This is a genomic window from Sulfitobacter sp. W074 (assembly GCF_025142275.1).
Lineage (GTDB): Bacteria > Pseudomonadota > Alphaproteobacteria > Rhodobacterales > Rhodobacteraceae > Sulfitobacter > Sulfitobacter profundi.
The window spans coordinates 3357247-3381880 of the sequence record NZ_CP081130.1 but is presented as its reverse complement, the minus strand read 5'-3'; the positions used below and the strand labels follow the sequence as shown (position 1 = coordinate 3381880).

Genomic DNA, 24634 nt, shown 5'->3' with positions numbered 1-24634 from the left:
AGATGGGCAAGGTTATCTGCGCGGGCCTCGGCCCCGGCGACCCGGAACTGATGAGCGTGAAATCCGACCGCGCCATTCGCGGCGCGCGGCATTTGGCGTATTTCCGCAAGAAAGGCCGCGCGGGCCAGGCGCGCCGGATCGTCGAAGGGATGCTTCGCGACGACGTAGTGGAATATGCGATGGAATATCCCGTGACCACGGAGCTGCGGTTCGATTCGCCCGAGTATCGCGCCCAGATGGTCACCTTTTACGAGGAATGGGCCGACCGGCTCGAAGCACTGGCGCAGGATCACGAGGTGGTTGTGCTGTGTGAGGGCGACCCTTTCTTCTACGGCTCCTTCATGCACCTGCACACCCGGCTTCAGGGCCGCGCCGAGGTCGAGGTGCTGCCCGCGATCCCCGGTATGGTGGGCTGCTGGAACGCGCTGGATACGCCCTTCACTTGGGGCGATGACGTGATGACCGTGCTGATGGGCACATTGCCCGAGGCCGAACTAACCGAGCATATGAAACGCGCTGATGCGCTGGTGGTGATGAAGACGGGCCGCAACCTGCCAACTGTGCGCCGTGCACTGGCGGCGGCGGGCAAGCTGGACGACGCATGGCTGGTGGAGCGTGGCACCATGCCCGATCAGCGGGTGGCGAAACTTGCCGAAGTGGCCGATGACGACTGCCCCTATTTCGCAATCGTCTTGGTCCACGGTCAGGGCCGCAGACCGGAGGCAGACACATGAGCGGCACTCTTTTTATCGCGGGGCTTGGCCCCGGTGACGCGGCACTGGTCACGCCCGAGGTGACCGAGGCGCTGGCGCAGGCCACCGATGTCATTGGCTATATCCCTTATGTTGCCCGCGTCGCCCCGCGCGAAGGGCTGACGCTGCATCCCACAGACAACCGCGTGGAGTTGGACCGCGCGACCCATGCGCTGCAATTGGCACAGGCTGGTGCGCGGGTAGTGGTAGTGTCTTCCGGCGATCCGGGCGTCTTTGCCATGGCCTCGGCGGTGTTCGAGGCGGTGGAGCGTGACCCGGCGTTCGAGAGCGTCGACATTCGAGTGCTGCCCGGTATCACGGCGATGCTGGCGGCGGCAGCGCGGCTCGGTGCGCCCTTGGGTCATGATTTCTGTGCGATCAACCTCAGTGATAATCTTAAGCCTTGGACGATGGTCGAGCACCGTCTGCGGATGGCCGCGCGGGCGGATTTCGCCATGGCCTTCTACAACCCACGCAGCAAGTCGCGGCCCCATCAGTTTGCCGAAGCGCTGGACATTCTGCGCGCCGAATGCGGGCCGGATCGGCTGATCACCTTTGCTCGCGCCGTTACCACACCCGACGAGGCGTTCAACACCGTCACATTGGGCGAGGCCACACCGGAAATGGCGGATATGCGCACCGTGGTAATCGTCGGCAATTCAGCGACGCGCCGGGTTGGGCGCTATGTCTATACGCCGCGCAGCGCGGTATGATGTAGCCAATGCATCACCTCGGTCACATCATTGGCGGCCACCTCGCCCGGCAGGACGGGCCGGTCGGCCAAAATCACCGGCAGGCCAAGCGCGCGGGCGGCATCCAGCTTGGCCCGCGCGCCGGAGCCACCGGCGTTCTTGGCGACCAAATGGGTGATCGCATGGGTCTGCATCAATGCGGTATCCCCCGCCACGTCGAACGGCCCGCGGGCCAGCACGACCGTCGCCCGTGGCAGCGGCAGCGGATCTTGCGGCGGATCGACGAGGCGCAGCAGGTAGCGGTGCTGCGGTTTCGCGGCAAAAAGCGCCAGTTGCTGCTTGCCGATGGCCAGAAACACCCGCGCCGGGCTGTCGGGCAGGGCGGCGGGCAGATCGGTGATATCGGGTACAAAGGTCCAATCGTCGCCCTCCTGCGGCTCCCACGGGGGGCGCTCGAACCGCACCAGCGGCAGGTCTTGTCGGGCGCAGGCGACAAAGGCATTGTTGCTCATCCCTGCGGCAAAGGGATGGGTGGCGTCGACGACGTGTGTGATCGCCTCGGCCTTGAGGTAGGCCACCAGCCCGGCCACGCCGCCAAACCCGCCGACGCGGGTGGGCAGGGGCTGGGCCACCGGACTGTCGGTGCGTCCGGCATAGGAAAACACCGCGTCGATATCGGCTTTGACCAAGGCGCGAGCAAGGGCGCTGGCTTCGGTGGTGCCACCCAAAAGAAGGACGCGCATAATGGGTGACCCTTGGCTCAGCATCATCGGAATGCCCGACGATAGCGCGGATGCCTTGCCCCCGGCAAGCCGCGCGGCGCTGGCTGGGGCCGAGGTGATCTTTGGCGGGCCGCGTCACTTGGAACGGGCGGCTGTGGGCATGCGCGGGCGCGCTTGGCCGGTGCCTTTCTCTGTCGAGCCGGTGCTGGCCGAGCGGGGCAGGCGGGTGGTGATGCTGGTCTCGGGCGATCCCTTTTGGTTTGGCGCGGGCGGCAGCATCGTCGGTGCGCTGGACCCGAGCGAATGGCGCAGCCTGCCCGCGCCCTCGACCTTCTCGCTGGTGGCCAATGCGCTTGGCTGGCGGCTTGAGGAAGTCTCGTGCCACGGGCTACACGCGGCACCGCTGGCGCAATTGCGCGGTGTGTTGCGTCCCAAGGGGCGGATGATCTGCTTGCTACGTGATGGGGACGCGCCTGCAGCACTGGCGGAGTTTCTCTGCGAACAGGGCGCAGGTACGGCGCAAATGCATGTGGCCGAACGGCTTGGCGGCCCCGATGCGCGGCTGCGCGCGGTGCAGGCCGATGGGTTTGATCTGACGGATGTGCAAGCCCCCGTGGCTGTTGGCGTGGACCTACCCGAAGGCATCGGCTTGCCCCGCACCCCCGGCCTGCCGGATGATTGCTTTGCGAGCGATGGCCAAATCACCAAAGCGCCAGTGCGGGCGTTGACGCTTTCGGCCCTCGCCCCCCGGCCCTTAGACCTGCTGTGGGACATCGGCGCGGGCAGCGGCTCGGTCTCGGTCGAGTTCTGTCTTGCGGGCGGTCACGCCATCGCCTTTGAACAACACGCCGCGCGGGTGGAGAATATCACCCGCAACATCGCAGATTTCGGCCTGCCCGCTCGGATGCAGGTCGCCCATGGCCGCGCACCGGAGGTCTGGGCGGGACATCCTGTGCCTGACGTTGTCTTCGTCGGCGGCGGTGGCAACGCGGCGCTTTACGATGCCCTGCTGCCTGCGTTACCAGCGGGCACGCGGCTGGTCGCCAATGGGGTGACGCTGGAAACCGAGGCGCTTTTGGCGCAGCTTCACGCGGCGCATGGGGGCAGTCTTTTGCGGATCGAACTGGCGCAGGCGGCACCTTTGGGCCGGATGCGCGGCTGGCAGCCGCTGCGGCCCGTGGTACAATGGAGCGTGACACTATGAGGATGGCCGGGATCGGATTTCGGGGCGCGGCAAGCGTGGCGTCATTGCGCGATGCGCTGGCACGGGCAAACCCCGAGGGCCTCAAGATCGACGCGCTGGTGACCGAAGCGGCAAAGGCCCGCGCGACCGTGTTTCGCGACTTTGCCCAAGAACTCGGCGTGCCGGGGCTGGGCATCACCACCGAGGATTTGGGCCGTATGATCACACCTACACAATCGGCCCGGATCGAAGACCGCTTTGGCACCGGATCACTCTCGGAAGCCGCCGCTCTGGCCGCTGCCGGGCCGGGGGCCGTATTGGTTGCCGAGCGCGTCGTTTCGGGCGATGCCATGGCAACTGCGGCGATTGCCGAGACGAAAGGAAAAACACCGTGACTGTACATTTCATCGGAGCGGGCCCGGGGGCGGCGGACCTTATCACCCTGCGCGGGCGCGACCTGATCGCGGCCTGCCCGGTCTGCCTCTATGCCGGATCGCTGGTGCCCGAAGCACTGCTGAGCCATTGCCCCGAGGGCGCGCGGATCGTCAACACGGCGCGTCTGTCGCTGGACGACATCATGGAAGAAATTGCAGCCGCCGCTGCCGCAGGGCATGACGTGGCGCGGCTGCATTCTGGCGATCTGTCGGTCTGGTCGGCGATGGGCGAACAGCTGCGCCGCTTGCGCGAGATGGGCATCGCCTATGATGTCACGCCGGGGGTGCCGTCCTTTGCCGCTGCGGCGGCTGAGTTGGGGGCCGAATTGACCCTGCCGGGCGTGGCGCAATCGGTCATCCTCACCCGCACCTCGGGCCGCGCCACCGCGATGCCGGAAGGGGAGACACTCGCCAATTTCGCCCGCACCGGGGCGACGCTGGCCATCCATCTGTCGGTCCATGTGCTGGATAAAGTCGTCGAAGACCTGACGCCGCATTACGGCGCCGACTGCCCTGTTGCCGTGGTCTGGCGCGCAAGCTGGCCCGATCAGCGCATCGTCAAAGCGACGCTTTCAACCCTGCGCACCGAGGTCGGCGAAGAAATGGCCCGCACGGCGCTGATCCTCGTGGGCCGCGCTCTCGGCGCTGAGGATTTCGGCGAGAGCCGCCTTTACGCCGCTGACTATGACCGTCGCTTCCGCCCCGTCGGCGCCGAGCCGCGTTTCCCGGAGACCTCTTCATGATCCCCCCCGGCCTGCTGATTTCCGCCCCCGCTTCCGGCACGGGCAAGACGACCCTGATGCTGGGCCTGCTGGCCGCGCTGCGTGCCGAAGGTGTCGCGGTGCAGCCGTTCAAAAGCGGACCGGACTACATCGATCCGGCCTTTCACACGGCGGCGTCGGGGCGGGCGTCGTTCAACCTTGATAGTTGGTCGATGGACCGCGCGCGGATCGAAGGGCTGGTCGGCAATGCCGATGGGGCTGAATTGATCCTTGGCGAAGGGTCGATGGGGCTGTTTGACGGTGTGGCCAAGCCGGGCGCCTGTGGCAATGGCGCCAGCGCCGATGTCGCGGCGCTGATGGGCTGGCCGGTGGTGCTGGTGCTGGATGTGTCGGGCGCGGCGCAATCGGTGGCGGCCACGGCGCTTGGCTTTCGCGAGATGCGGCCCGATGTGAAACTGGCAGGCGTGGTGCTGAACCGCGTCGCCTCCCCCCGGCATGAAACCTTGGTCCGCGCGGGGATGGAGGCTGTGGGCATTGAGGTTTTCGGCGCGCTCCCACGCCGGGTCGAGATCGAAATGCCAGAGCGTCACCTTGGGTTGGTGCAGGCCGGAGAGCAGGAGAACTTGCCCGATCTGTTGGGGCAGGCGGCAGCTTTCGTTGCCGCGCATGTCGATATCCCCGCGCTTCGGGCCGCCGCGCGGGGCACCTTGCAGAACCCGCCTGCGCCCACAAAGATCACCCCGCCCGGACAGCGCATTGCGCTGGCGCAGGACAACGCTTTTGCCTTTGTCTATCCACATTTGCTGGCGGGATGGCGGGCGGCGGGGGCGGAGGTTTTGCCCTTCTCCCCGCTGGCCGATGAGGCCCCCGACGACAGCGCCGATTGCTGCTGGCTACCCGGCGGCTATCCTGAGCTTCATGCAGGCAAGCTTGCCGCCGCTGTACATTTCCGCAAGGGGCTGCGCGACTTCGCCGAGACGCGTCCCGTGCATGGAGAATGCGGGGGCTATATGGCGATGGGCGCAGGCATCATCGACAAAGAAGGCACGCGTCACGAGATGGCGGGGCTTCTGGGGCTGGAGACATCCTTTGCCAAGCGCAAGATGCATCTGGGTTACCGTCAGGCCGATCTAAACGCGCCGATCCCCGGCCATTCCGCGCGGGCCGAATTGCGGGGCCATGAGTTCCACTATGCCACGATCCTTGCCGAGCCCGACGCGCCGCTGGCCCGCATCACCGACGCCAATGACCTTGAGGTGCCCGAGACTGGTTCGGTGCGTGAGTTCGCGGGCGGCGGGCGTGCCACGGGGACGTTCTTTCACATGATTGCGGCGCTGTGATGGGGGGCTTCGTTTCCTTTGTCTCCTCCGGCCCCGGTGATCCGGAACTGCTGACCGTCAAAGCCGTGGCGCGGTTGCAGGCGGCTGATGTGGTGCTGTTCGATGACCTGAGCGCGGGGCCGATCTTGGAGCACGCGCGGGCCGATGCCGACCTCATTGGCGTGGGCAAACGGGCCGGGCGCGCCTCGCCCAAGCAAGATCATGTGAGCCGGGTGCTGGTCGATCACGCTCAGGCCGGGCTGAATGTCGTGCGGTTGAAATCCGGTGACAGCGGCATGTTCGGGCGGCTGGAGGAAGAGATCATCGCGCTGCGGGCAGCGGATATCCCTTTCGAGATCGTGCCGGGCGTGACCGCCGCCTCCGCCGCCGCCGCGACCGCAGGCATCCCGCTGACCCGCCGCATGACGGCGCGGCGGGTGCAATTCATTACCGGCGCAGATGTGACTGGCGAACTGCCGAGTGATGTGAACATGGCCGCCTTGGCCGATCCGATGGCGACCACCGTGGTCTATATGGGCAAACGCACCTTTGCCGGGCTTGCCGCGCGGCTGATCGAACACGGGTTGCCCGGCACCACGCCCGCGCTGCTGGCCGAGGCGGTTTCGACTCCGGCGGAGAAGGTGCAGCGCTTTACCATCGAAACTCTGGCGCGCCATCTGGAGAGCGCCAGCAGCACCACGCCCGCGCTGATCTTTTACGGGCCTTTGGCCGAGTTCGAAGTGTGAAAGTCTTCGTTTGCACCTCTTGCACCGACGATGGCGGCTTTCTGGACGTGGTCCGCGCCGGATTGTCTGACGTGGCGGTCGAGGGCATCGACTGTATGTCAGGCTGCACACGGGCGCAGACGGTTGCCTTTCGCGCGCCGGGCAAGGTGGCCTATCTGTTCGGAGAGATCACGGAAGCCGACATGGATGATCTGCGCCGCTTCGTGACGCTCTATGCCGCCTCTTCTGATGGCACATTCCCCGATGCGCGGGTGCTCGGTGGGCTGCGTTTGAAGGCGATCGCGAGGATACCGGGATGACTGATCTGGAACTGACATTGATCGGCATCGGCACCGGCAACCCTGAGCATCTGACGCTGCAAGCGATCCGGGCGATGAACGCGCAAGACCTGATCCTGATCCCGCAAAAGGGCGCGGGCAAGGGCGATTTGGCAGGTCTCCGGCGCAGCATCTGCGACGAGGTGCTGACCAATGAGGCGGTGCAGATCGTCGGCTTCGACCTACCCGTGCGTGACCCCGCGATTGAGGAGTATCGCGCCCGCGTCGACCAGTGGCATGACGCGATCGCGGATGCCTGGCGCGCGGCAATGGCGCAGCATCCAACGGCGCGGCGGGTGGCGCTGCTGGTCTGGGGCGATCCGTCGCTCTATGACAGCACCCTGCGCATCGCCGCGCGGCTGGATCCTGCACCGCGCATGACCGTGATCCCCGGCATCACCTCCCTACAAGGGCTGACCGCGTCTCATGCGATCCCGCTCAATGAAATCGGCGCGCCCTTCTTGGTCACAACCGGGCGGCAGTTGCGCGATCACGGCTGGCCCGAAGGGGTCGATACGCTGGTCATCATGCTGGATGGCGACTGCGCTTTTCAGACGTTGGAGCCTGCGGGCGTAACGATCTGGTGGGGGGCCTATGTCGGCATGGCCGAAGAGATCATCCGACACGGCCCACTCGCCGAGATTGCCGAAGACATCATCGCCACCCGTGCCGCCGCTCGGGCGGCGCATGGCTGGATCATGGATATTTATCTGCTGCGCCGAGGCTAAGGCTCAGGTATTTGGGTCAACCTTGCCGCGCATTGCCTTAACCTCGCCACGCACCTTCTTGGCCTTGAGGCGGCGTTTCTTTGAGCCAAGCGTCGGGCGGGTCGCGATGCGGCGTTTGGGCGGGGTCAGGGCGGTGCGGATCAACTCGGCCAGCCGCTCGCGGACCAACTCGCGGTTGCGGGCCTGACTGCGGGTTTCGTCACATTGCAACACCAGCGCGCCTTCGGTGGTCCAGCGCCGCCCGGCCAAACGGCGCAGGCGGTTTTTGACGGGCTGCGGCAGCGATGGCGAGGTGGCGGCCTCGAACCGCAATTCCACCGCCGAGGAGACCTTGTTCACATTCTGCCCGCCGGGGCCGGAGGCGCGCATGAAGCTTTCGGTCAGCTCCCAGTCGTGAATGGCGATGTCATCGTTGATGTGCAGCATGGGCTCTCCTTGCCCGGTAACATGCCAGTCTGCGCCGTGAGGGTGAAGGGGGAATGCGAAATGGGCCGCTCCTTGCGGAACGGCCCAATCGAATGGTTTCAGGAGGGGGATCGGTTAGACCGATGTCCACCAGGTGGTTGCACTGCCAGGGGCTGCCCTAGCAAGAAACCCCGCTGGCTGTTCCGACACCTCGCTCCAATACCTTTCTTGACACTGGATCACCTCCTTTACATTTGTTGAACTCACCCTGAGCGTTGCACAGGTTTTGAAATTCGCAAAGCGTTTTTTTGGACGGTGCGGCGGCAAGGGGGCGGGCCCCCTTGCGCCGGTATCAAGCGCGGGCGGTCAGCCGTGCGGTCAGCAGCCGGAAGGGGATCAGCGCAACCAGTGCGATGGCCAGTTTCACCGACCAATCCGCCACGGCGAGCGAGACCCAAAGCGGCGCAACGGGGCCTGCGCCCAACAGCGGCAAAGCCTCGGTCGCCCAAGCGACATCGGTCGCGGGGTGGATGAACGACAGGCTGGCCGAGAACGCGATGGAGAAAAACAGCGCCGTGTCGATCGCGCTGCTGATCAGCGTGCTGATCAAAGGCGCGCGCCACCATGCGCCATCGCGAAAACGGTTAAAGATCGTCACGTCCAACAGCTGCGCCACGAGGAAGGCCGAGCCCGAGGCGATCGCGATGCGGACCGTCACCAGCGGACCGAATTCGCCCATGATCTGTGTCCCAATGAGCGAGCAGATCAACCCGACGACAAACCCCACCAACACGACCCGGCGCGCGGCAGAGGCACCGTAAAGGCGGTTCATCACATCGGTGACGAGGAACGCCAGCGGATAGGTGAAAGCGCCCCAGGTCAGCCATTGGCCAAAGAGGAACTGAACAAGGATATTCGAGGCCACGACGATGGCGGCCATGGCAAGAATGCCGGGGAGATAGGTGCGTGTCATATGTGGACCGTTTTGTGCAAGGGTGCGGCGACTTGGCCTGCGGGGATCGCAGACGGAACGGTCTTTAGCCCTCAACACCCGGTTTGGCAAGGATCAGCTCGACGACCTCGTTGCGCTGCATGACGAAGAAGTTGTCGTCCGACAGCAGAGTCAGCCGGGTTCGCCCCGCCGCGTCCTGCCATGTGCTGAGCGCTTCGAGGTTATCATATTGACCGGGGCCGGAGGTCAGCAATGTTACCTCCCCAAGTCCCGGCGCGGTCAGGTCAAAACTGCGGATGCGGCTGCGAAAGCCCAATGGCGTGATCGTCCGCTCTAGCAGATAGAGCGTGCCATCCTCGGCAAAGTCCGCGTCTACCGGCAAGAACGGCCCTTGGCGCGGGATCTTCGCGGCGATTGTCCATGCGGTGCCATCAAAGGCATAAAGCGGGATGGGGCCCGATGTGGGGCCGCCGCCTTCGGGGGCCGCAAAGAGCCGTCCATCGGGATGGGCGGCCAATGTCTCCATCCCCGCGTTCGGCGCGAAGCCAGCGAAGTCGTCATGTCTGGGCAGAGGGGTGGTGACACCGCTTTCAGGCGCAAGCCGAGCGACGTGGTGATCGTGTTCGAACGAGATGTAGAGTTGCCCAGTGTCGTCAAGCGCCAGCGCTTCGGCATCGCGCATCTGGCCGCGCAGGGCTTTGCCATCGGCTCCTTTGAGCGGGGCGTTTTCCTCAAGCTCAAGCGCCACCAGACGGCCCGCTTCGCGGACCATGCGCGCCTGCACGACGCGGCCCCGGTCCGAGACCGCCGTCAGGCGGGTGCCATCGGCGTTGACCTCGACCCCCGAAAAGCCGCCGAACCACGGGGCCGGGTGGCGCCATGTCAGCACGCTGTCGACCTGCACCACCGGCTCTGTCTGCGCGGCGAGGGCCACGCAGGCAATGAGCAGGAAGAACGGGAGACAGGCGCGGATCAGTTTGCGTTCAAAACGGCGTTGCATTGGGCAGGCAGGTCCGCAAGCAGGATGTCGCGCTTGGGCTTGGGTTTCGTTTTGGGGGCCGTCGGATCCGGTTTTGGTGGGTTCAGGATATTGGCCTGCCACTGCCGCGCATCGGCGCAGCCGTCACCCGGCGGGGGCGGGGCCTGATCCACACAGCCGCGCGCGCCTGTTGGGCAGGCGATGCGGACGTGGAAATGATAGTGATGCCCGTACCAAGGCCGGATTTTGCGCAGATAGCTGCGGTCGCCCTTTTCATCGGCACACATCTGTACCTTCGCGCCGGGGAAGACGAAGATGCGGGCGGTGCGGGGGTCTTGGGCCGCGGCCTTGACCACCTCGTGATGCGCGGGCGTCCAAGAGGAATTGACATAGGCCCCACTCGCCCGGCGCATGGAGATCGACGAGATGTTCTCGCGCTGCGCCCGGCTGAGGTTGAGGGATTTGGGCGGCAGCATCCAGATATCGGCATCCAGCCCGATCTGGTGGCTGGCGTGACCGGTCAGCATCGGCCCCCCGCGCGGCTGGCTCATATCGCCCACATAGATGCCTTCCCAGCCCGGCTGCTGCGCGGCCTTGCGGCTGAGTTTTTTGACCATGTCGACCATCTCAGGATGGGCCCAGTTGCGGTTGCGCGACAGGCGCATGGCCTGCCAAGTCGGACCCGTCTCGGGCAATTGCTCGGCCCCGGCGAGGCACCCTTTGGAGTAGCTGCCGAAAGCCGCCGAGGATTGCGTGGAGGCAAAGCTTTTGGCGCCAAAGAGCCGCTTGGCGGCGACCGTGCTTAAGGCGCCGCCCGAAGAACCGATGGTCGGCAGGGCGACTTTCTCACCGCTGATGTCGGTTTCGGTCCGGTCGCCCCCGCAAGACGCCAGCGCAAAGGCCAGTGCCACGGAGGTCAGGGTGCGAAGCAGCGTCATGTGGCGAAATCTCCCTTGGGTTTGACCCACGCTAACAGGATCAAACCGACGATGAAAAGCCCCACGACGGGCGTGATGCCCAGCCGTTGGCTGCCGGTGAGGTCACTGGCCAAGGCAATCAGCGCCGGGGCGAGGAACGAGGTCGCCTTGCCCGACAGCGCGTAAAGGCCAAAAGCCTCGGTCATACGCTCGGGGTTTCCTTGTCGTGTCAGCATGTTACGCGAGGATGCCTGTAGCGCACCGCCCGCCGCCCCGATAGAGGCACCAGCGACGTAGAAGAGGATATCCGGCAGGGCAGACCCCTCAGGCAAAGAAACGCCCATGACAGAATTCGGCCCCAACGAGATGATCAAACAGGCAGTCGCCACAAGGATGATGCAGCAGGCCACGATCACCGGCATCGGCCCGATGCGCCGGTCGATCCGCCCGCCCAGGACGCAGAACACCGCGCCCGAGATAGCGGCAAGGATGCCAAAGATGCCGATCTCTTGAATCGACCAATCCAGCACGCCAAGCGCATAGACCCCGCCGAAGGTATACATGCCATTCAGCGCGTCACGGTAGAACATCGAAGAGCCGAGATAGGCCAGCAGCGAGGGATGCTTTGGCAGGCCCCGTAGGGTGCGCGCCAGATCCGACAGACCCGCACCCACGCGGTAGCGTTGCGCTCCGGGTTTCGGCGTGTCGCGCACATAGAGGAAGAAGGGGATCATGAAAACGGCGTACCAGATCGCCGCAAGCGGCCCGACAATGCGGGTGTCGGCCTTGGTCGCCGGGTCCAGCCCGAACAGCGGCGTCAGCCCCGCCATGGTGCGCCCGTTCGCGCCACTTTGAAACAGGGCGATCATCGCGATCAGCGCCAGCACCCCGCCCGCATAGCCAAAGGCCCAGCCATCGCCAGAGATGCGCCCGCGTTCACCCGGGTCGGGGTGCAACTCGGGCAGATAGGCGTTGGTAAAGATCGTGGCGAATTCCATCCCGACCAAGCCGATGCCGAAAAAGAACAATGCCCAAAGCAGAGAGAAATCCGCCGGGGCTGTCCACCACAGGGCGGCTGCGCCGATCACATACATCGCCGAAAACAGCCAGATCCATGGCATCCGACGGCCCGAGGAATCTGCCACCGCGCCCAAGATCGGCGCCAGTATGGCAATCGCGATCCCGGCCAGCGCCAGACCATAGCCCCAATAGGCCTGCGCTTGGGCTTTCGCGGCGGAAAGCTCCATCCCGCCGTCGACCAGCGCGTTGGTCGCGGTTTGGGCGAAATAGGGGCCAAAGATAAAGGTCAGCAGCAGGGTGTTGTAAGGCTGGCTGGCCCAGTCGAAAAAGTACCATCCCCAGATGCGCTTGCGCCCGCCTGTCTGTGCCATGTTGCGCCCCTTCGCGGCCTGCTCTTTTCCAAGTTAGAGCAGGGCGCGGCGCAAGGCGCAAGCGCCAGTCGTGGCGGGGTTGAAACGTGGGGCTGCCGGTCGGGTCAGGCGGAAAGGTGCGGTGCAGCTTCGGGCACGGGCGCGCCGTCTTGCATCGGCGGCCACGGGCGGTGGCTGTCGGCACGGATCCATTCGGCCACCCAGCCGGGCACCTCGGGCGAAGGTTGGTGCCGCCCCATGGCGCGCAGCACCTTTTCCGGCGGGATCAACCCGTTACGATCGGTCACGGCAGAGCGGTAGAGCACATGGCTCGCGCATTCGCCGTTCTTCTTCCACATGGATTGTTCCAGATAGATGAACTTGTCATCCCAGCACAGAGTTCGGCTGCGAATCTCGAACTTCTCAAACATGCGGATGCGGCGGCGGAACCGGGTGCTGGAGCCTGCGATTGTGATTGCCCATTTGTTTTGGCGAAGCAGCGCAATCAACCCGGCACGCTGCGCCATGGCGGTGCGGCCCAGATCATACAGCGACAGCGCCCGCCCGTTGTTCAGCTCCATCCAGATATCGAGGTCATGCGGCCAGCAGATGTGATGGCTGACATGGGTGTCGGTCAGGTTTTCCAGCGGCGCCTGCCGCGCGGCGACGATGACGTCTTTGGCCATGCGGATGATCGGGAACATGGGACTTTCCTTTGTCGTGACGGTGCCGATCTGCGGCGGAAGCGCTGCGCGGTCAAGCATATACGTCGCGGCACTCTTGCCCTTTGCGGGCGGGGCGCTTAACTGTCTTGCGTCACACCAAGGGGATATTCCATGACGTCACTGTTCCAAATCCTGATGCTGCTTTTGAACATCGTTTGGTTCATCGTCATCGCCCATGTCATCATGTCTTGGTTGATCAATTTTCAGGTGCTCAATCTGCGCCAACCCTTGGTTGCGCAAATCTGGGACGGGCTGAATCGGATTCTAGAGCCGGTCTATAGCCGCGTGCGCAATGTGATCCCGCCGATGGGTGGTTTGGATCTGGCACCATTGATCGTGCTGATCGTCGTGGCCATCGCGCGGATCGTGCTGACAAACAACGCCGCGGCCTTCTACTGAACCGTGCCAAGCCCGGTCCGCGCGCCCATGTCGCGTGCATCTGGCCTTGTTCACGGTTTGTTAGTGTGGGAGTCTGCATAAAAAGAGCAGACAATCTTACAGGTTCTCCATGACAGGCGCTGCCACGCTTCTTCGTGATGTATTCGGTTTCGACGGGTTCCGCCCCGGCCAGCAAGAGATTGTGGAGGCCGTGACCGAGGGCGAGAACGTGCTTGCCATCATGCCCACGGGCGGCGGCAAGTCCTTATGTTTCCAACTCCCTGCGCTGATGCGCGAGGGGGTGACGGTGGTCATCAGCCCGCTCATCGCCCTGATGCGCGATCAGGTGCGCAGCCTGCAAGAAGCGGGCGTCGCGGCGGGCGCGCTGACCTCGGGCAACACGTCTGAGGAGACCGACGCGGTTTGGGAGGCGTTGGAGGCAGGCACCCTCAAACTGCTCTATATGGCGCCGGAGCGGCTGGCCGCAGGCTCGGCCATGCGCATGTTGCGGCGCGTTGGCGTCAATCTCATCGCCGTAGACGAGGCGCATTGCGTCAGCCAGTGGGGTCATGATTTCCGCCCCGATTACCTGCGCATCGGTGAATTGCGCCGCACGCTGAACGTGCCGCTGGCGGCTTTCACCGCCACGGCGGATGCCGAAACGCAGGTTGAGATCGTTGAGAAACTATTCGACGGCACCCCGCCGCGCGCCTTCCTGCGCGGGTTTGACCGGCCCAACATCCACCTCGCCTTTGCCGCCAAGAACAAACCACGCGATCAGATCCTGAACTTCGCCGCCGCGCGCAAGGGGCAGTCGGGCATCGTCTATTGCGGCACGCGGGCCAAGACCGAAGGGCTGGCCAAGGCGCTGCGCGATCAGGGGCAAATGGCGCTCCACTACCATGGCGGGATGGAGGCCGAAGACCGCCGCATCGCCGAGCGTCGGTTCCAGCAAGAGGACGGGTTGATCGTCTGCGCCACGGTGGCTTTTGGCATGGGGGTCGACAAACCGGACATCCGTTGGGTCGCCCATGCGGACCTGCCGAAATCGATCGAGGCCTATTATCAGGAGATTGGCCGCGCCGGGCGTGACGGGGCCCCGGCTGAAACCCTGACCCTCTTTGGCCCCGATGACATCCGCCTGCGCCGCAGCCAGATCGACGAAGGGCTGGCCCCGCCCGAACGCCGCGCCGCCGATCACGGGCGGCTCAACGCGCTGCTCGGTTTGGCCGAGGCGCTGGAGTGTCGTCGCCAGACCTTGCTGGGCTATTTTGACGAGACCGAAATCACCTGCGGGCGCTGTGACCTCTGTGATACGCCCGCGGATGTGTTCGATGGCACCACGGCAGTGCGCAAGGCGCTCTCGGCCATGCTGCGCACGGATGAGCGGTTCGGCGCGGGGCATCTGATCGACATCCTTTTGGGCAACGAGACCGACAAGGTCCGCCAGCGCGGCCACCAATCCCTGCCCACTTACGGCGTCGGCGGTGAATACAGCCGTAACGAATGGCAGGCCGTGTTCCGTCAGATGATGGGGCACGACCTTGTTCGCCCCGATGCCGAACGCCACGGCGCGCTGCGGATGACCGATGCCGCCCTGCCGATCCTACGCGGTGAGGCGTCGATCAACCTACGGCGCGACACGATCAAAGCGGCGGGTGCCAATCGCCGACCTGCCGTTAAAGCGATGGTCAGCGATGAAGACGCGCCGCTATTGTCGGCGCTTAAGGCCAAGCGACGTGCGTTGGCCGAGGCGGCGCGCGTGCCTGCCTATATCATCTTCACCGACCGCACCCTGATCGAGATGGCCGAGGCGCGCCCGCAAAACCTTGATGCCATGGCCCGTATCGGCGGCGTGGGGGCGAAAAAGCTGGAAAACTACGGCGCGGCCTTTCTTGAGGTGATCAACGGCGAAGCGCAGCCGATGCATAAGGCCCGGCGCAAGCTGGCGGGGCGCGAGGCGGGCAATGTCTATGACCAGTTGTTGCAGGTGCAGGCCGATCTGGCGCGGGGTGAGCAGGGCACCGAGAAGCCGTTAAGTTGCTCTGCCGCGATGCTGGCCAAGGTGGCGCAACTGCGCAGCGCCGACAGTTCTGCCATTGAGCGGCTCTTAGGCGACAAACGCGCCGAACGCTTTGGCCCCGCCTTTCTGGACGTTCTGCGCGACGCGGGCTAGATCACCCGAAACGCCCCAAGGAGACTGCCATGCTCGTCGTTATTTCACCCGCCAAACGCCTCGACTGGGCCGAACGCGATGTCGCGGATACCCGGCCGGATTTTCAGGAAGATGCTGTGCGGCTGGCGACCACGGCGCGTAATCTCACTTTGGGCAACCTTAAAGACCTGATGAGCCTCAGCGACGATCTGGCCCGTCTCAACCGCGACCGATTTCAGGCGTTCGAAGCCGAGCCCAGTGCCGACACCACCCGCCCCGCCGCGCTGGCATTTGCCGGCGACACCTATCAGGGGCTGGAGGCCGCGAGCCTTGATGCGGATGAGATGACCTATGCCCAAGAGCACCTGCGCATCCTCTCGGGGCTTTACGGCGTGCTGCGCCCGCTCGACGCGATCCAAGCCTACCGGTTGGAGATGGGCAGCAAGCTGAAAACCCGCCGCGGTGGCAACCTCTATGACTACTGGCGCGACAGCCTGTCAAAGGCGCTGAACGCGCAGGCCGAGGCCACCGGCAGCGATGTTCTGGTGAACTGCGCCAGTCAGGAATACTTTGGTGCGGTGGACCTCAAGGCGCTGAAACTGCGCGTGATCACCCCGCAGTTCATGGAAGACAAGGGCGACGGTAAAGGGCCGAAAATCGTTAGCTTTTTTGCCAAGAAAGCACGCGGTGCCATGGCGCGGTATATCGTGCAGCACCGGGTGAATGATCCCGAGGGGCTGCGGGATTTTGACAGCGGCGGCTATGCCTATCAGCCCGATGCCTCGACGCCCGAGCGTCCGGTCTTTGTCCGGCCCTATCCGTCGACCTGATCTGGGGGCGGGGGGCAATGCGCGCGATCCCGCCATATGCCACCCGCCGGGCAATTGCCGCGCATGGCGAAGGGGGGTAGACCTAGCGCCATGAAATACCCGCTTGTTACCGCCGCCCTACTTGCCTGCGCCACACCGCTTGGCGCGCATCCGCATATCTTTGTCGATACCGGTTTTGAGGTTATCCTCGATGCCGAGGGGCGCTTGACCCATCTGCGGATCACATGGGCCTATGACGAATTCTATTCTCTGTTGGTGACCGAGGATCGCGGCCTCGACCCCGATTACGATAGCGTGCTGACCGAGGCGGAAGTCGCCTCTCTCAACGGGTTCGACATGCGTTGGGTTGAAGGGTTCAACGGCGATACGGTCTTGCTGAACGGCGGTGAAGAGATCGCGCTTTCCAGTCCGCAAGAGGTGGCGACGACCTTTTCCGAGGGCCGGATCATCACCAGCCATCTGCGGGCGGTCGAGGGCGATGCGCCTGACGCGAATGGGCTAGTCATTAAACCCTATGACCCGACCTATTACACTGCCTATGAGGTGACTCAGAAGGTGACCGTGCAAGGCGATGACGCCTGTCGCGCGCGGGTCAAGATGCCAGAGATGAACGCCGATCTGCGCGAACTTCAGCAGGATCTGAGCGCCTTGGACGCGAATACCGATCCGAACGATGTCGGCCTGCCTGAAATTGGCGAAGCCTTGGCCAATGAGGTGGTGATCACATGCGACGCATCATAGCGCTGGCCGCATTGGCGACCCTGCTGGCGCTGGCGGCGCTGTGGTGGACGGGGGGCTTTAACGCCCTTGCCCATTGGGCGGCAGGGCAGCAACGCGGGTTTCAAAACAGCATCGCCAGCGGGCTGCGCGCCACGCGGGGGGGCGATACCGCGGCGTTCTGGACGGTGCTGCTGGCGTCTTTTGCCTACGGCGTGGTCCATGCTGCAGGGCCGGGGCATGGCAAGATCGTGATTGGCGGCTATGGGCTGGCGCGCTCTGTGCCGATGCTGCGGCTGTCGCTAATCGCTCTGGCCGCCTCGCTTGGCCAAGCGGTGACGGCGGTGGTCTTGGTCTATGCGGGGATCCTGCTTTTGGGCCTTGGCCGTGAGGCTCTGGTGGGCGTGACCGAAGACATCATGGCCCCGGCAAGCTACGGCGCAATTGCCCTTATCGGGCTTTGGCTGATCTGGCGCGGGCTGCGTCATGCGCGCCAAAAGAAGGTGGCGCATAGCGAAGAGGTCTGCGGCCATTGCGGTCATGCCCATGGGCCGAGCTTGGCGCAGGTCCAGCAGGCGGGCAGCCTGCGCGATGCGCTGCTTTTGATTGCTGGGATCGCCATCCGTCCCTGCACCGGGGCGCTGTTCGTGCTGGTGATCACTTGGCATATGGGCATCGGCGGTGTCGGTGTTTTGGGCGCTTTTGCCATGGCCCTTGGCACCGGGTTGATCACCATCGCCACCGGGCTTGCCGCCACGGGGTTGCGGGCGGGGGTGCTTGGTGGGCTCGCCGGATCGCCGCGCTTGGCACAGGCCGCGGCGGTGGCAGAGCTGACGGCAGGGCTTATCGTCGTCACGCTTGCGGGCGGGCTGCTGCTTCGCGCGCTTTAACGGCGGCCTTCGCGCAGCCAAGCGGCAATGATGAACAGGGCCGAGAGCAACAGCACCAACCACCCCGGCAGCAGCGGTGTTTGCCGCACATCGCGGGTCTCATAAGCGCCACGTGGGGTCAGCCCCAGCCAGCCGCGTCCGGCAGCCGGGCGGCCAAGGCGCACGTCGCGCAGGCGCGGCAGCCCGTCTTCCACCCGTGCCACGCCACCGCGCAGGGTGTCGATGGCTGGGCGCAGTGCTGCGTCACTGGCAATCGTCTCAATAAACTCGCGCGGGGCAGCAGGGCCTAGGCCGATGACAGTCACCTCCTCCCCGTTTTCCAATCGGTAGAGGCCCATCTCTTCGCCCGTGAATTCAGCCTCGAAACGGCCCGGACCAGCGGGGCCGAGGGGCACTTCGGTGGTGCTGCCATCAGGGGCGGTGATGGTGACGGGGGGCACGGTTTCATCCAAGGTGCGCCGGGTGATGCGCATGGTGCGGCCTTGGGCGGTGGCGGTCAGCGCCTCTTCCTCAAGCTCGGGTTCTTTCATCATCCAATGCGCCAAACGGCGCAGCAGTTCCAACTGCGGGCCACCGCCCTCATAGCCCCGGTTCCACAGCCACGCATGGTCTGAGGCCAGCAGCGCCACGCGGCCTTCGTCGACGCGGTCAAGCACCAGCAGTGGGCGGTCGTCTGCGCCGCTCATCACCACATCGCCACGCTCAGCTGTCACGTCGATCTGGCGCAGCCAGCGGCCCCAGTCGCCTTTGCCCGGCAGTTCGGCGGTCACGGGATGGCGCTGACCGATGTCGGTCACGACGGGGGGGAAGGCTTCCTCCAAAACCCGCGCGGTGGGGGTGGCAGGCAGCACCGTGCCAAGCGGCGACCGGTAGAGGCTGTCGGCACTGGCGAAATCCGGCCCCGCCGCGACCAGCACCGCGCCGCCCTTGCGCACATATTGCGCCACGTTGTCGAGGTAGAGCGCAGGTAGGATGCCACGCCGCTGGTAGCGGTCAAAGATGATCAGGTCAAAGTCGTCAATCTTGTCCATGAACAATTCGCGCGTCGGAAAGGCGATCAGCGACAACTCGTTCACCGGCACGCCGTCCTGCTTGTCGGGCGGGCGCAGAATCGTGAAATGCACCAGATCGACCGCGCTGTCGGACTTCAGCAGGTTGCGCCACGTGCGCCCCCCGGGATGCGGCTCGCCCGAGACGAGCAGCACGCTCAGCCGGTCGCGCACCCCGTTCATCTGGATCAGCGCGGCATTGTTGCGGTCGGTCAATTCCCCCGGCGCTTCGGGCAGGGAGAAACGGATCACATTGCGCCCCCCGTGGGGCAGGGCGACGGGCAGTTCGAGGTCTTGGCCAATGGGAACGTCAAAGCTTTGCGGGTCTTCACCATCGACAGAGATATCAAGCCGGGTCAGCCCCCCGTCCTCGGGCGCGGCGCCCAGATCGTCGATGCGCAGGGTCAGGGTCACCGGCTCCCCGATGATGGCAAAAGCAGGGGCATTGCGCACGGTCAGGCGGCGGTCCCAATCTGCGGCCCGACCGGTTTGCAGCAGGTGCAGCGGCGCGGGCAGGTCAAGCGGCAGGTCCGCGTCATGCACCCGGCCATCGCTAACCGCCAGAATGCCCGCAATCCGCGCGCGCGGCTCTTCGGCCAGCGCGTCGGCCAGCGTGGTCATCAACCGTGTGCCCGCGTCCTCGGCCCCGTCGGGCACGGTGATGCGGCGCAGTTCCGTATTCGGGCGCGCGGTGATCCGGTCGGCCATCGCCTCGGCGGCGGTATCGGACTGGTCGGCGCGGTCCGCCAGCCGCTGGCTGGCGCTTTCGTCTTCCAACAGCAGCACGATGTCACTCAGCGGGGCACGGTCCTCGGTTTGATAGGATGGGCCAGCCAATGCGCCGAGCACCACCACGGCGGCCAGCCCCCGCAGTGCCCAGCCCGACAGGCCACGCCACACCGCCAGCAGAACGCCAATCGCGGCAAGCACCGCCAGCCCAATCAACAGCGGCAGCGGGATCAGCGGGTCGAAAAGCACGGTTCCGGTCATTGGCCCAACCTATCCAGCAGCGCAGGCACATGGACCTGATCGGATTTGTAGTTGCCCGTCAGCACATGCATCACAAGGTTCACACCAAAGCGGTAGGCCAATTCGCGCTGCCGTTCTCCGGCATAGCCGCGCCCGATGGGCAGCAAGGGCGCGCCATCGCGGCGCACGGCCCAAGCGGCGGCCCAATCGTTGCCGCCGATCACCACCGGGGTGACACCGTCATTGAGGTTGCGGAAAGGCATCCCCTCGATCCGTTCGGCGTCGGGCGGCGCGGCCTCAACCCAGACATCGCGGCTGGTGTAGCGGCCCGGGTAGTCCTGCAGCAGATAGAAGGTGCGGGTCAGCACATGGTCGCCGGGCAGCGGCTCAAGTGGTGGGATGTCGAGCGGGGCGGCCAATTCCTGCAGCTTGCGCCCGTTCGGGCTGGCGGCGCCATAGCTTGCGATATCCGCGTCGCGTGTATCAAACAGGATCAACCCGCCCGAGCGGAGATAGTCGTTCAGCTTGCCATAAGCCTCGGTTGAAGGCTGTGGTTGATCGGGGGTGACGGGCCAATAGAGGATCGGGAAAAAGGCGAGTTCGTCCTGCTCCAAATCGACACCTGTGGGCAGGGCAGGCTCTACCGTGGTGCGAAAATAAAGCGTGTCCGACAGGCCGATCAGCCCGGCGCGGGCGACCTCGTCAACGTCGCTATTGCCGGTCAGCACATGGGCCAGCGTGACCTCGGAGGCGGAGCGCACGGCAAAGCTTTCGGGGTCAGTCTCTTGCGCGTCCCCCATTTGTGGCAAGCCCAGCCCCAAGATCAGCGCCAGAGTACCAGCCGAGCGGCGCAGCAGCAGCCCCGAAAGGGCAAGAGAGGCCAGCACATCGGCAACCAGCAACAGGATCGCGAGGCTCAGAAGTGCTCCGGCCAGCGGCTGTTCCGGCGGCAGCGCAAGACCACGCAGCGGCACATCCGAGGGCCATGTGGCGGGGGTGAGCGTGGTCTCAGCAGTCAGCACATTGCGCGCCAGCCGTCGGTCTTCTGAGCCGTAGATGCCGGGGGGTAGCGCAGGGCCAGCGGGGGCCGAAATCAAGTCAGGCCCCGCGACACCGGGCAGGTTGCCCGCGTCCGACAGGGTGCCGAAACCGTCCATCACCCGCAGCGGGGTCCATGTGGTGCCCTCAAGGCTGCCGGCCTCGGGCGTGCTGGCACCAGAGGACACAGCCAGCCGCTCCATCATCTGCACGAAAAGGCCCGACAGCGGCAGGGTCGACCACTCCGCCGTGGCGGTAACGTGGAAAAGCACGATCTGCCCCTGACCCACAGCCTTGCGCGTGACCAGCGGCGTGCCGTCACTCAGCGACGCAATCACCCGGTCGGCCAGTGTCGGGTCCGGTTGCGCCACGACCTGAGCGGAAACGGTCACGTCCTCCGGCACCGGCAGGCCAAAGAAGGGCGATCCGTTGCGGAAAGGGGCCAGCGCCTTCGGCTCGCCCCAAGACATTGCCCCGCCCACGCTGCGCCCCCCGGCGCGCAGGCGCACGGGCATCAGCGGGTCTTCGTCGATGCGGCTGACATCACTGGCGGCAATGCGTGGCCCGGCGAAGCGAATGAGCATGCCGCCCGCGTCGATCCACTCTTGCAGCGGCTCGGCCTCGGCGGGGCTGAGGGTGGCCACATCGGCCAGCACGATCACATCGGGGTTGGCGGGCAGCACCTCGGACAGGGTGCCGTCGATCAGGTCAGCACTCGGGGCCAACGCCTGTTCGATATAGTGCAGCGGCGAGAGCAGTTGCAGCCCCTCCTGCGCCCCGCGCCCGCTGATCAGCGCGACCTCACGGCGGCGCAGCCCGTCGTCGACCAAGGTGCGCGCCCCGGCAGAGCGTTGGCCCGCGATATCGAAAGAGGTCAGCCGCGCGCGCATCTCGGCAGGCAGCGAGAGGGAAGTGCTGGCCTCGGTCGCACCCGCCTCGAAACCTGCGTTGGCGGTGGCCAGCACGCGGGCGTTGCCTGCCGGGTCGCGGCCATGGGCCTGCACTACGGCGTCGCGTTCCGGGCCGGGGGCGGCGCGGCGCAGGGTCAGGTCGATTGCACCGTCTTGATAGACCGCGGGCGCGATGCCGATGACGTTGTTGGCCGACTGATGGACCTCAACCGCCCCTTTGGCTTGCAACGTGGCGAGCAGGTCATCGCGGCCCGGATAGTCCAAGCCATCGCTGAACCACATCGTGTCAAAGGCGGGCAGGTCTGCCATGATTTCGGTTGCGCGAGCGATCTCAGCTGGGGAAGGCTGCCACGGCGCGGGGGAAAGCCCGGCAAGGCGGCTGCGCCATGCGTGGGCGGATTGGAAGGTTGGCACCTGCGGGTTGGTCAGGGTCAGGATGCCCACCGTCCGCTCGGCCCGTCCGGCACGGGTCAGTTGCGTGTCCACGGCGGCCAACTGTTGGTCCCAGCGGCTGGCCCCGGCCCATGATGTATCCAGCACCATCAACAGCGGGCCGCTGCCCTGTTCCGCCTCGGCCTGCGGGTTCAGGACCGGCCCGGCAAGGCCAACAATGATCGCAGCCACGGCCAGCATCCGTAGTAGCAGCAGCCACCACGGCGTGCGGTCCGTCGTGCTTTCGTCATCCGCCAGACCCAAGAGCAGCGCCACACCGGGAAAGCGGCGGCGGATCGGGGCGGGGGGCACGGCACGCAGGATCAGCCAGAGGATCGGCAGCGCCAGCAGGGCCAGCAGTAGCCAAGGCGCGGTGAAACCGATGCCGCCGAAAACGCTCATGCAGCACTCCCTTGCCGCGCGTCCAACGCGCCATAGAGCCACAGCAGCGCCGATTGCGCCGAGGCATCCGTGTGGTGCAGCCCATAGCGCCAGCCGGTGCGGGCGCAGAGTTGTTGCAATTCATCTTTGCGCGCCGCGAGCCGGTCGAGATAGCGGTCGCGCAGGTCGTTCGCCTTCAGCGTCTCGTGGCGCAGCGTGCCGCCGACGCTTTCGAAAATGGTACGGCCCGCAAAAGGGAAGGCTTCCTCTGCCGGGTCGAGCAGGTGATACAGCACGCCGCGCACGCCGCGATCAGCGGCTTTGGTCAGCGCGGTGCGGACGGGTTCAAGATCGCCCATGAAATCCGAAATAAAGATAGCCCGAGCATGGGGGATCATGCCGCGATGTTCGGGCGGGGCATATTCGCGGGTGTCTTCTTGGCAGAGCAATTCGGCAAGACGCAGCACCTGCGGATTGCCGCGCCGGGGCGGCAGGGCGGTGCCGGTAAGGCCCACCCGTTCACCGCCGCGCAGCAGCAGGATCGACAGCGCGAGGCCCAACAGCCGCGCGCGATCTGCCTTATCGGGCAGCCCTTTGTCAGAGGCAAAGCGCATCGACGCGCCCTGATCGACCCAAAGCATGACCGACTGGGCAATTTGCCATTCCCGCTCTCGCACGAACTCTTGATCGCCGCGCGCCGAGCGGCGGTGGTCGACCATCCGTCGGCTGTCGCCCATCTGCGCGGGGCGGTATTGCCAGAAATCATCCCCCGTCCCGGCACGGCGGCGGCCATGGGCACCGGGCAACACGGCACCGGCCAGATGCTCGGCCCGCGCCAGAAGGGCGGGAAGCCGGGCCGCCTCGCCCTCGGCGTCGGCCCTGAGGGTTAGGGGGGAATGGGTCACGCGGCGGCCTTTTTCCCGATCAGTTGACCGGCGGTGGCGTCGATCAGCCCTTGCAGGCTTTCGCCGCGTGCGCGGGCGGCAAAGTTCAGCGCCATCCGGTGGCTTAGCACCGGGCGGGCCATGGCCAGCACGTCTTCGGCAGAGGGGGCAAGCCGCCCCTCCAGCAGCGCACGGGCGCGGACCGTCAGCATCAGCGCCTGCGCGGCACGGGGGCCGGGGCCCCAGGCAACACTCTCGCGCACGGGCTGGGTGGCTTCGGGTTCATCGGGGCGGAAGGCGCGGACAAGGTCAAGGATCAGCTCCACCACGCTGTCGCCCACGGGCATCCGGCGCAGCAGGTTTTGCGCGGCCAGCAGGTCTTCGGTAGAGAAGACAGGGCGCACCGCGCCATCTTCGACGCCGGTGGTGGCGATCAGGATGTCCCGCTCGGTCGCGCGGTCGGGGTAGGCCACGTCGATCTGCACGAGGAAACGGTCAAGCTGTGCTTCGGGCAGCGGGTAGGTGCCTTCTTGCTCGATCGGGTTTTGCGTGGCGAGCACGTGGAAGGGCTGGCCCAATGCGCGGTCTTGGCCAGCCACCGTGACGGTTTTTTCCTGCATCGCCTGCAAAAGCGCAGACTGCGTGCGCGGGCTGGCGCGGTTGATCTCATCCGCCATCAGAAGTTGGCAAAAGATCGGCCCTTCGATAAAGCGAAAGGCCCGGCTGCCGTCGGGCGCGGTATCAAGCACTTCGGAGCCCAGAATATCGGCGGGCATCAGATCGGGGGTGAATTGCACGCGGTTGCCGTGCAGGCCCATGACGGTGCTCAAGGTCTCGACCAGTCGTGTCTTGCCCAAGCCTGGCAGACCAATCAGCAGCCCGTGCCCGCCGCAGAGCAGCGCAGTCAGCGCGAGGTCGACAACTTGCTCTTGGCCAACAAACCGCCCGGTGATCGACTGCTTGGCCTTGCCCAGCTTTTCGGTCAGCGCTTCGATTCGCGCGATCAGATCATCCGCTTCGGCCATGACATTTCTTTC

Annotated in this window: 25 protein-coding genes; 14 read left to right on the top strand and 11 right to left on the bottom strand. The window is 65.5% G+C overall.

The features are described from left to right. Positions 1-2: 2 nt before the first annotated feature. Positions 3-734 (top strand): precorrin-2 C(20)-methyltransferase, encoded by a 732-nt coding sequence (locus K3762_RS16895; RefSeq protein WP_132444168.1) that lies wholly within the window; start codon positions 3-5, stop codon positions 732-734. Then, positions 731-1465: a precorrin-3B C(17)-methyltransferase gene (cobJ, locus tag K3762_RS16890; protein WP_132443875.1), complete on the top strand. Its 735-nt coding sequence runs from the start codon at positions 731-733 to the stop codon at positions 1463-1465. The genes K3762_RS16895 and cobJ overlap by 4 nt, the downstream gene beginning before the upstream one ends. Here the strand turns inward: cobJ and K3762_RS16885 are convergent. Beyond that, complete coding sequence (locus K3762_RS16885) at positions 1441-2190, bottom strand: cobalt-precorrin-6A reductase (protein WP_132444167.1); 750 nt, start codon at positions 2188-2190, stop codon at positions 1441-1443. The two genes, cobJ and K3762_RS16885, sit on opposite strands and share 25 nt — an antisense overlap. Here K3762_RS16885 and K3762_RS16880 point away from each other — a divergent pair. From K3762_RS16880 to cobF, 7 genes are read left to right on the top strand one after another with little or no spacing between them, the layout of a single operon-like run. Then, positions 2189-3370: a bifunctional cobalt-precorrin-7 (C(5))-methyltransferase CbiE/decarboxylating cobalt-precorrin-6B (C(15))-methyltransferase CbiT gene (locus K3762_RS16880; protein WP_132443874.1), complete on the top strand. Its 1182-nt coding sequence runs from the start codon at positions 2189-2191 to the stop codon at positions 3368-3370. The genes K3762_RS16885 and K3762_RS16880 overlap by 2 nt on opposite strands. Further along, positions 3367-3744, top strand: coding sequence for a cobalamin biosynthesis protein (locus K3762_RS16875; RefSeq protein ID WP_067940166.1), 378 nt, complete (start codon positions 3367-3369; stop codon positions 3742-3744). Before K3762_RS16880 ends, K3762_RS16875 begins: the two co-directional genes overlap by 4 nt. After that, positions 3741-4526 (top strand): precorrin-4 C(11)-methyltransferase, encoded by a 786-nt coding sequence (cobM, locus tag K3762_RS16870; protein ID WP_132443873.1) that lies wholly within the window; start codon positions 3741-3743, stop codon positions 4524-4526. Before K3762_RS16875 ends, cobM begins: the two co-directional genes overlap by 4 nt. Then, positions 4523-5845, top strand: a complete 1323-nt coding sequence (locus K3762_RS16865) for a cobyrinate a,c-diamide synthase (protein ID WP_132443872.1) — start codon at positions 4523-4525, stop codon at positions 5843-5845. The genes cobM and K3762_RS16865 overlap by 4 nt, the downstream gene beginning before the upstream one ends. Beyond that, positions 5845-6570, top strand: coding sequence for a uroporphyrinogen-III C-methyltransferase (gene cobA, locus K3762_RS16860; protein ID WP_132443871.1), 726 nt, complete (start codon positions 5845-5847; stop codon positions 6568-6570). Before K3762_RS16865 ends, cobA begins: the two co-directional genes overlap by 1 nt. Continuing rightward, entirely contained in the window at positions 6567-6869 is a 303-nt protein-coding gene (locus tag K3762_RS16855) for a DUF1636 domain-containing protein (RefSeq protein WP_132443870.1), read from the top strand. The genes cobA and K3762_RS16855 overlap by 4 nt, the downstream gene beginning before the upstream one ends. Next, entirely contained in the window at positions 6866-7615 is a 750-nt protein-coding gene (gene cobF, locus K3762_RS16850) for a precorrin-6A synthase (deacetylating) (protein ID WP_132443869.1), read from the top strand. The genes K3762_RS16855 and cobF overlap by 4 nt, the downstream gene beginning before the upstream one ends. Positions 7616-7618: 3 nt before the next feature. Here cobF and arfB read toward each other — a convergent pair whose 3' ends face one another. The 6 genes from arfB to K3762_RS16820 form a co-directional block, all read right to left on the bottom strand. Further along, positions 7619-8041 carry an alternative ribosome rescue aminoacyl-tRNA hydrolase ArfB gene (gene arfB / locus K3762_RS16845; protein ID WP_067939814.1) on the bottom strand — a complete coding sequence of 141 codons (423 nt, stop codon included), beginning with the start codon at positions 8039-8041 and terminating at the stop codon, positions 7619-7621. 331 nt (positions 8042-8372) lie between these two features. Then, positions 8373-8993 carry a queuosine precursor transporter gene (locus K3762_RS16840; RefSeq protein ID WP_132443868.1) on the bottom strand — a complete coding sequence of 207 codons (621 nt, stop codon included), beginning with the start codon at positions 8991-8993 and terminating at the stop codon, positions 8373-8375. 64 nt (positions 8994-9057) lie between these two features. Then, positions 9058-9972 (bottom strand): esterase-like activity of phytase family protein, encoded by a 915-nt coding sequence (locus tag K3762_RS16835; protein ID WP_260010670.1) that lies wholly within the window; start codon positions 9970-9972, stop codon positions 9058-9060. Beyond that, positions 9945-10889 carry a penicillin-insensitive murein endopeptidase gene (gene mepA / locus K3762_RS16830; protein WP_132443866.1) on the bottom strand — a complete coding sequence of 315 codons (945 nt, stop codon included), beginning with the start codon at positions 10887-10889 and terminating at the stop codon, positions 9945-9947. The genes K3762_RS16835 and mepA overlap by 28 nt, the downstream gene beginning before the upstream one ends. After that, complete coding sequence (locus K3762_RS16825; protein WP_120352027.1) at positions 10886-12259, bottom strand: MFS transporter; 1374 nt, start codon at positions 12257-12259, stop codon at positions 10886-10888. Before K3762_RS16825 ends, mepA begins: the two co-directional genes overlap by 4 nt. A gap of 104 nt (positions 12260-12363) precedes the next feature. After that, the gene (locus tag K3762_RS16820) at positions 12364-12942 is read right to left on the bottom strand and encodes an acyl-CoA thioesterase (RefSeq protein ID WP_260010667.1); all 579 of its coding nucleotides are present in this window, start codon (positions 12940-12942) and stop codon (positions 12364-12366) included. Positions 12943-13074: 132 nt separating this feature from the next. Here K3762_RS16820 and K3762_RS16815 point away from each other — a divergent pair, with 132 nt between their 5' ends. From K3762_RS16815 to K3762_RS16795, 5 genes are all read left to right on the top strand, one after another. Continuing rightward, positions 13075-13362 carry a YggT family protein gene (locus K3762_RS16815; protein WP_067622549.1) on the top strand — a complete coding sequence of 96 codons (288 nt, stop codon included), beginning with the start codon at positions 13075-13077 and terminating at the stop codon, positions 13360-13362. Positions 13363-13471: 109 nt separating this feature from the next. After that, positions 13472-15517: a DNA helicase RecQ gene (gene recQ, locus K3762_RS16810; RefSeq protein ID WP_260010649.1), complete on the top strand. Its 2046-nt coding sequence runs from the start codon at positions 13472-13474 to the stop codon at positions 15515-15517. A gap of 29 nt (positions 15518-15546) precedes the next feature. Continuing rightward, a complete protein-coding gene (gene yaaA, locus K3762_RS16805; protein ID WP_132443862.1) occupies positions 15547-16326 on the top strand; it encodes a peroxide stress protein YaaA in 780 nt (259 codons plus the stop codon). Positions 16327-16416: 90 nt separating this feature from the next. After that, positions 16417-17067, top strand: coding sequence for a DUF1007 family protein (locus K3762_RS16800; protein WP_120352024.1), 651 nt, complete (start codon positions 16417-16419; stop codon positions 17065-17067). Further along, positions 17052-17933 carry a nickel/cobalt transporter gene (locus tag K3762_RS16795; RefSeq protein ID WP_132443861.1) on the top strand — a complete coding sequence of 294 codons (882 nt, stop codon included), beginning with the start codon at positions 17052-17054 and terminating at the stop codon, positions 17931-17933. The genes K3762_RS16800 and K3762_RS16795 overlap by 16 nt, the downstream gene beginning before the upstream one ends. Here the strand turns inward: K3762_RS16795 and K3762_RS16790 are convergent. From K3762_RS16790 to K3762_RS16775, 4 genes are read right to left on the bottom strand one after another with little or no spacing between them, the layout of a single operon-like run. Beyond that, positions 17930-19972: a hypothetical protein gene (locus K3762_RS16790; protein WP_132443860.1), complete on the bottom strand. Its 2043-nt coding sequence runs from the start codon at positions 19970-19972 to the stop codon at positions 17930-17932. The genes K3762_RS16795 and K3762_RS16790 overlap by 4 nt on opposite strands. Then, the gene (locus tag K3762_RS16785) at positions 19969-22734 is read right to left on the bottom strand and encodes a DUF4159 domain-containing protein (protein ID WP_132443859.1); all 2766 of its coding nucleotides are present in this window, start codon (positions 22732-22734) and stop codon (positions 19969-19971) included. The genes K3762_RS16790 and K3762_RS16785 overlap by 4 nt, the downstream gene beginning before the upstream one ends. Then, a complete protein-coding gene (locus K3762_RS16780) occupies positions 22731-23618 on the bottom strand; it encodes a DUF58 domain-containing protein (RefSeq protein WP_132443858.1) in 888 nt (295 codons plus the stop codon). Before K3762_RS16780 ends, K3762_RS16785 begins: the two co-directional genes overlap by 4 nt. Beyond that, positions 23615-24622, bottom strand: a complete 1008-nt coding sequence (locus K3762_RS16775; RefSeq protein ID WP_120352019.1) for a MoxR family ATPase — start codon at positions 24620-24622, stop codon at positions 23615-23617. The genes K3762_RS16780 and K3762_RS16775 overlap by 4 nt, the downstream gene beginning before the upstream one ends. Positions 24623-24634: the final 12 nt, after the last annotated feature.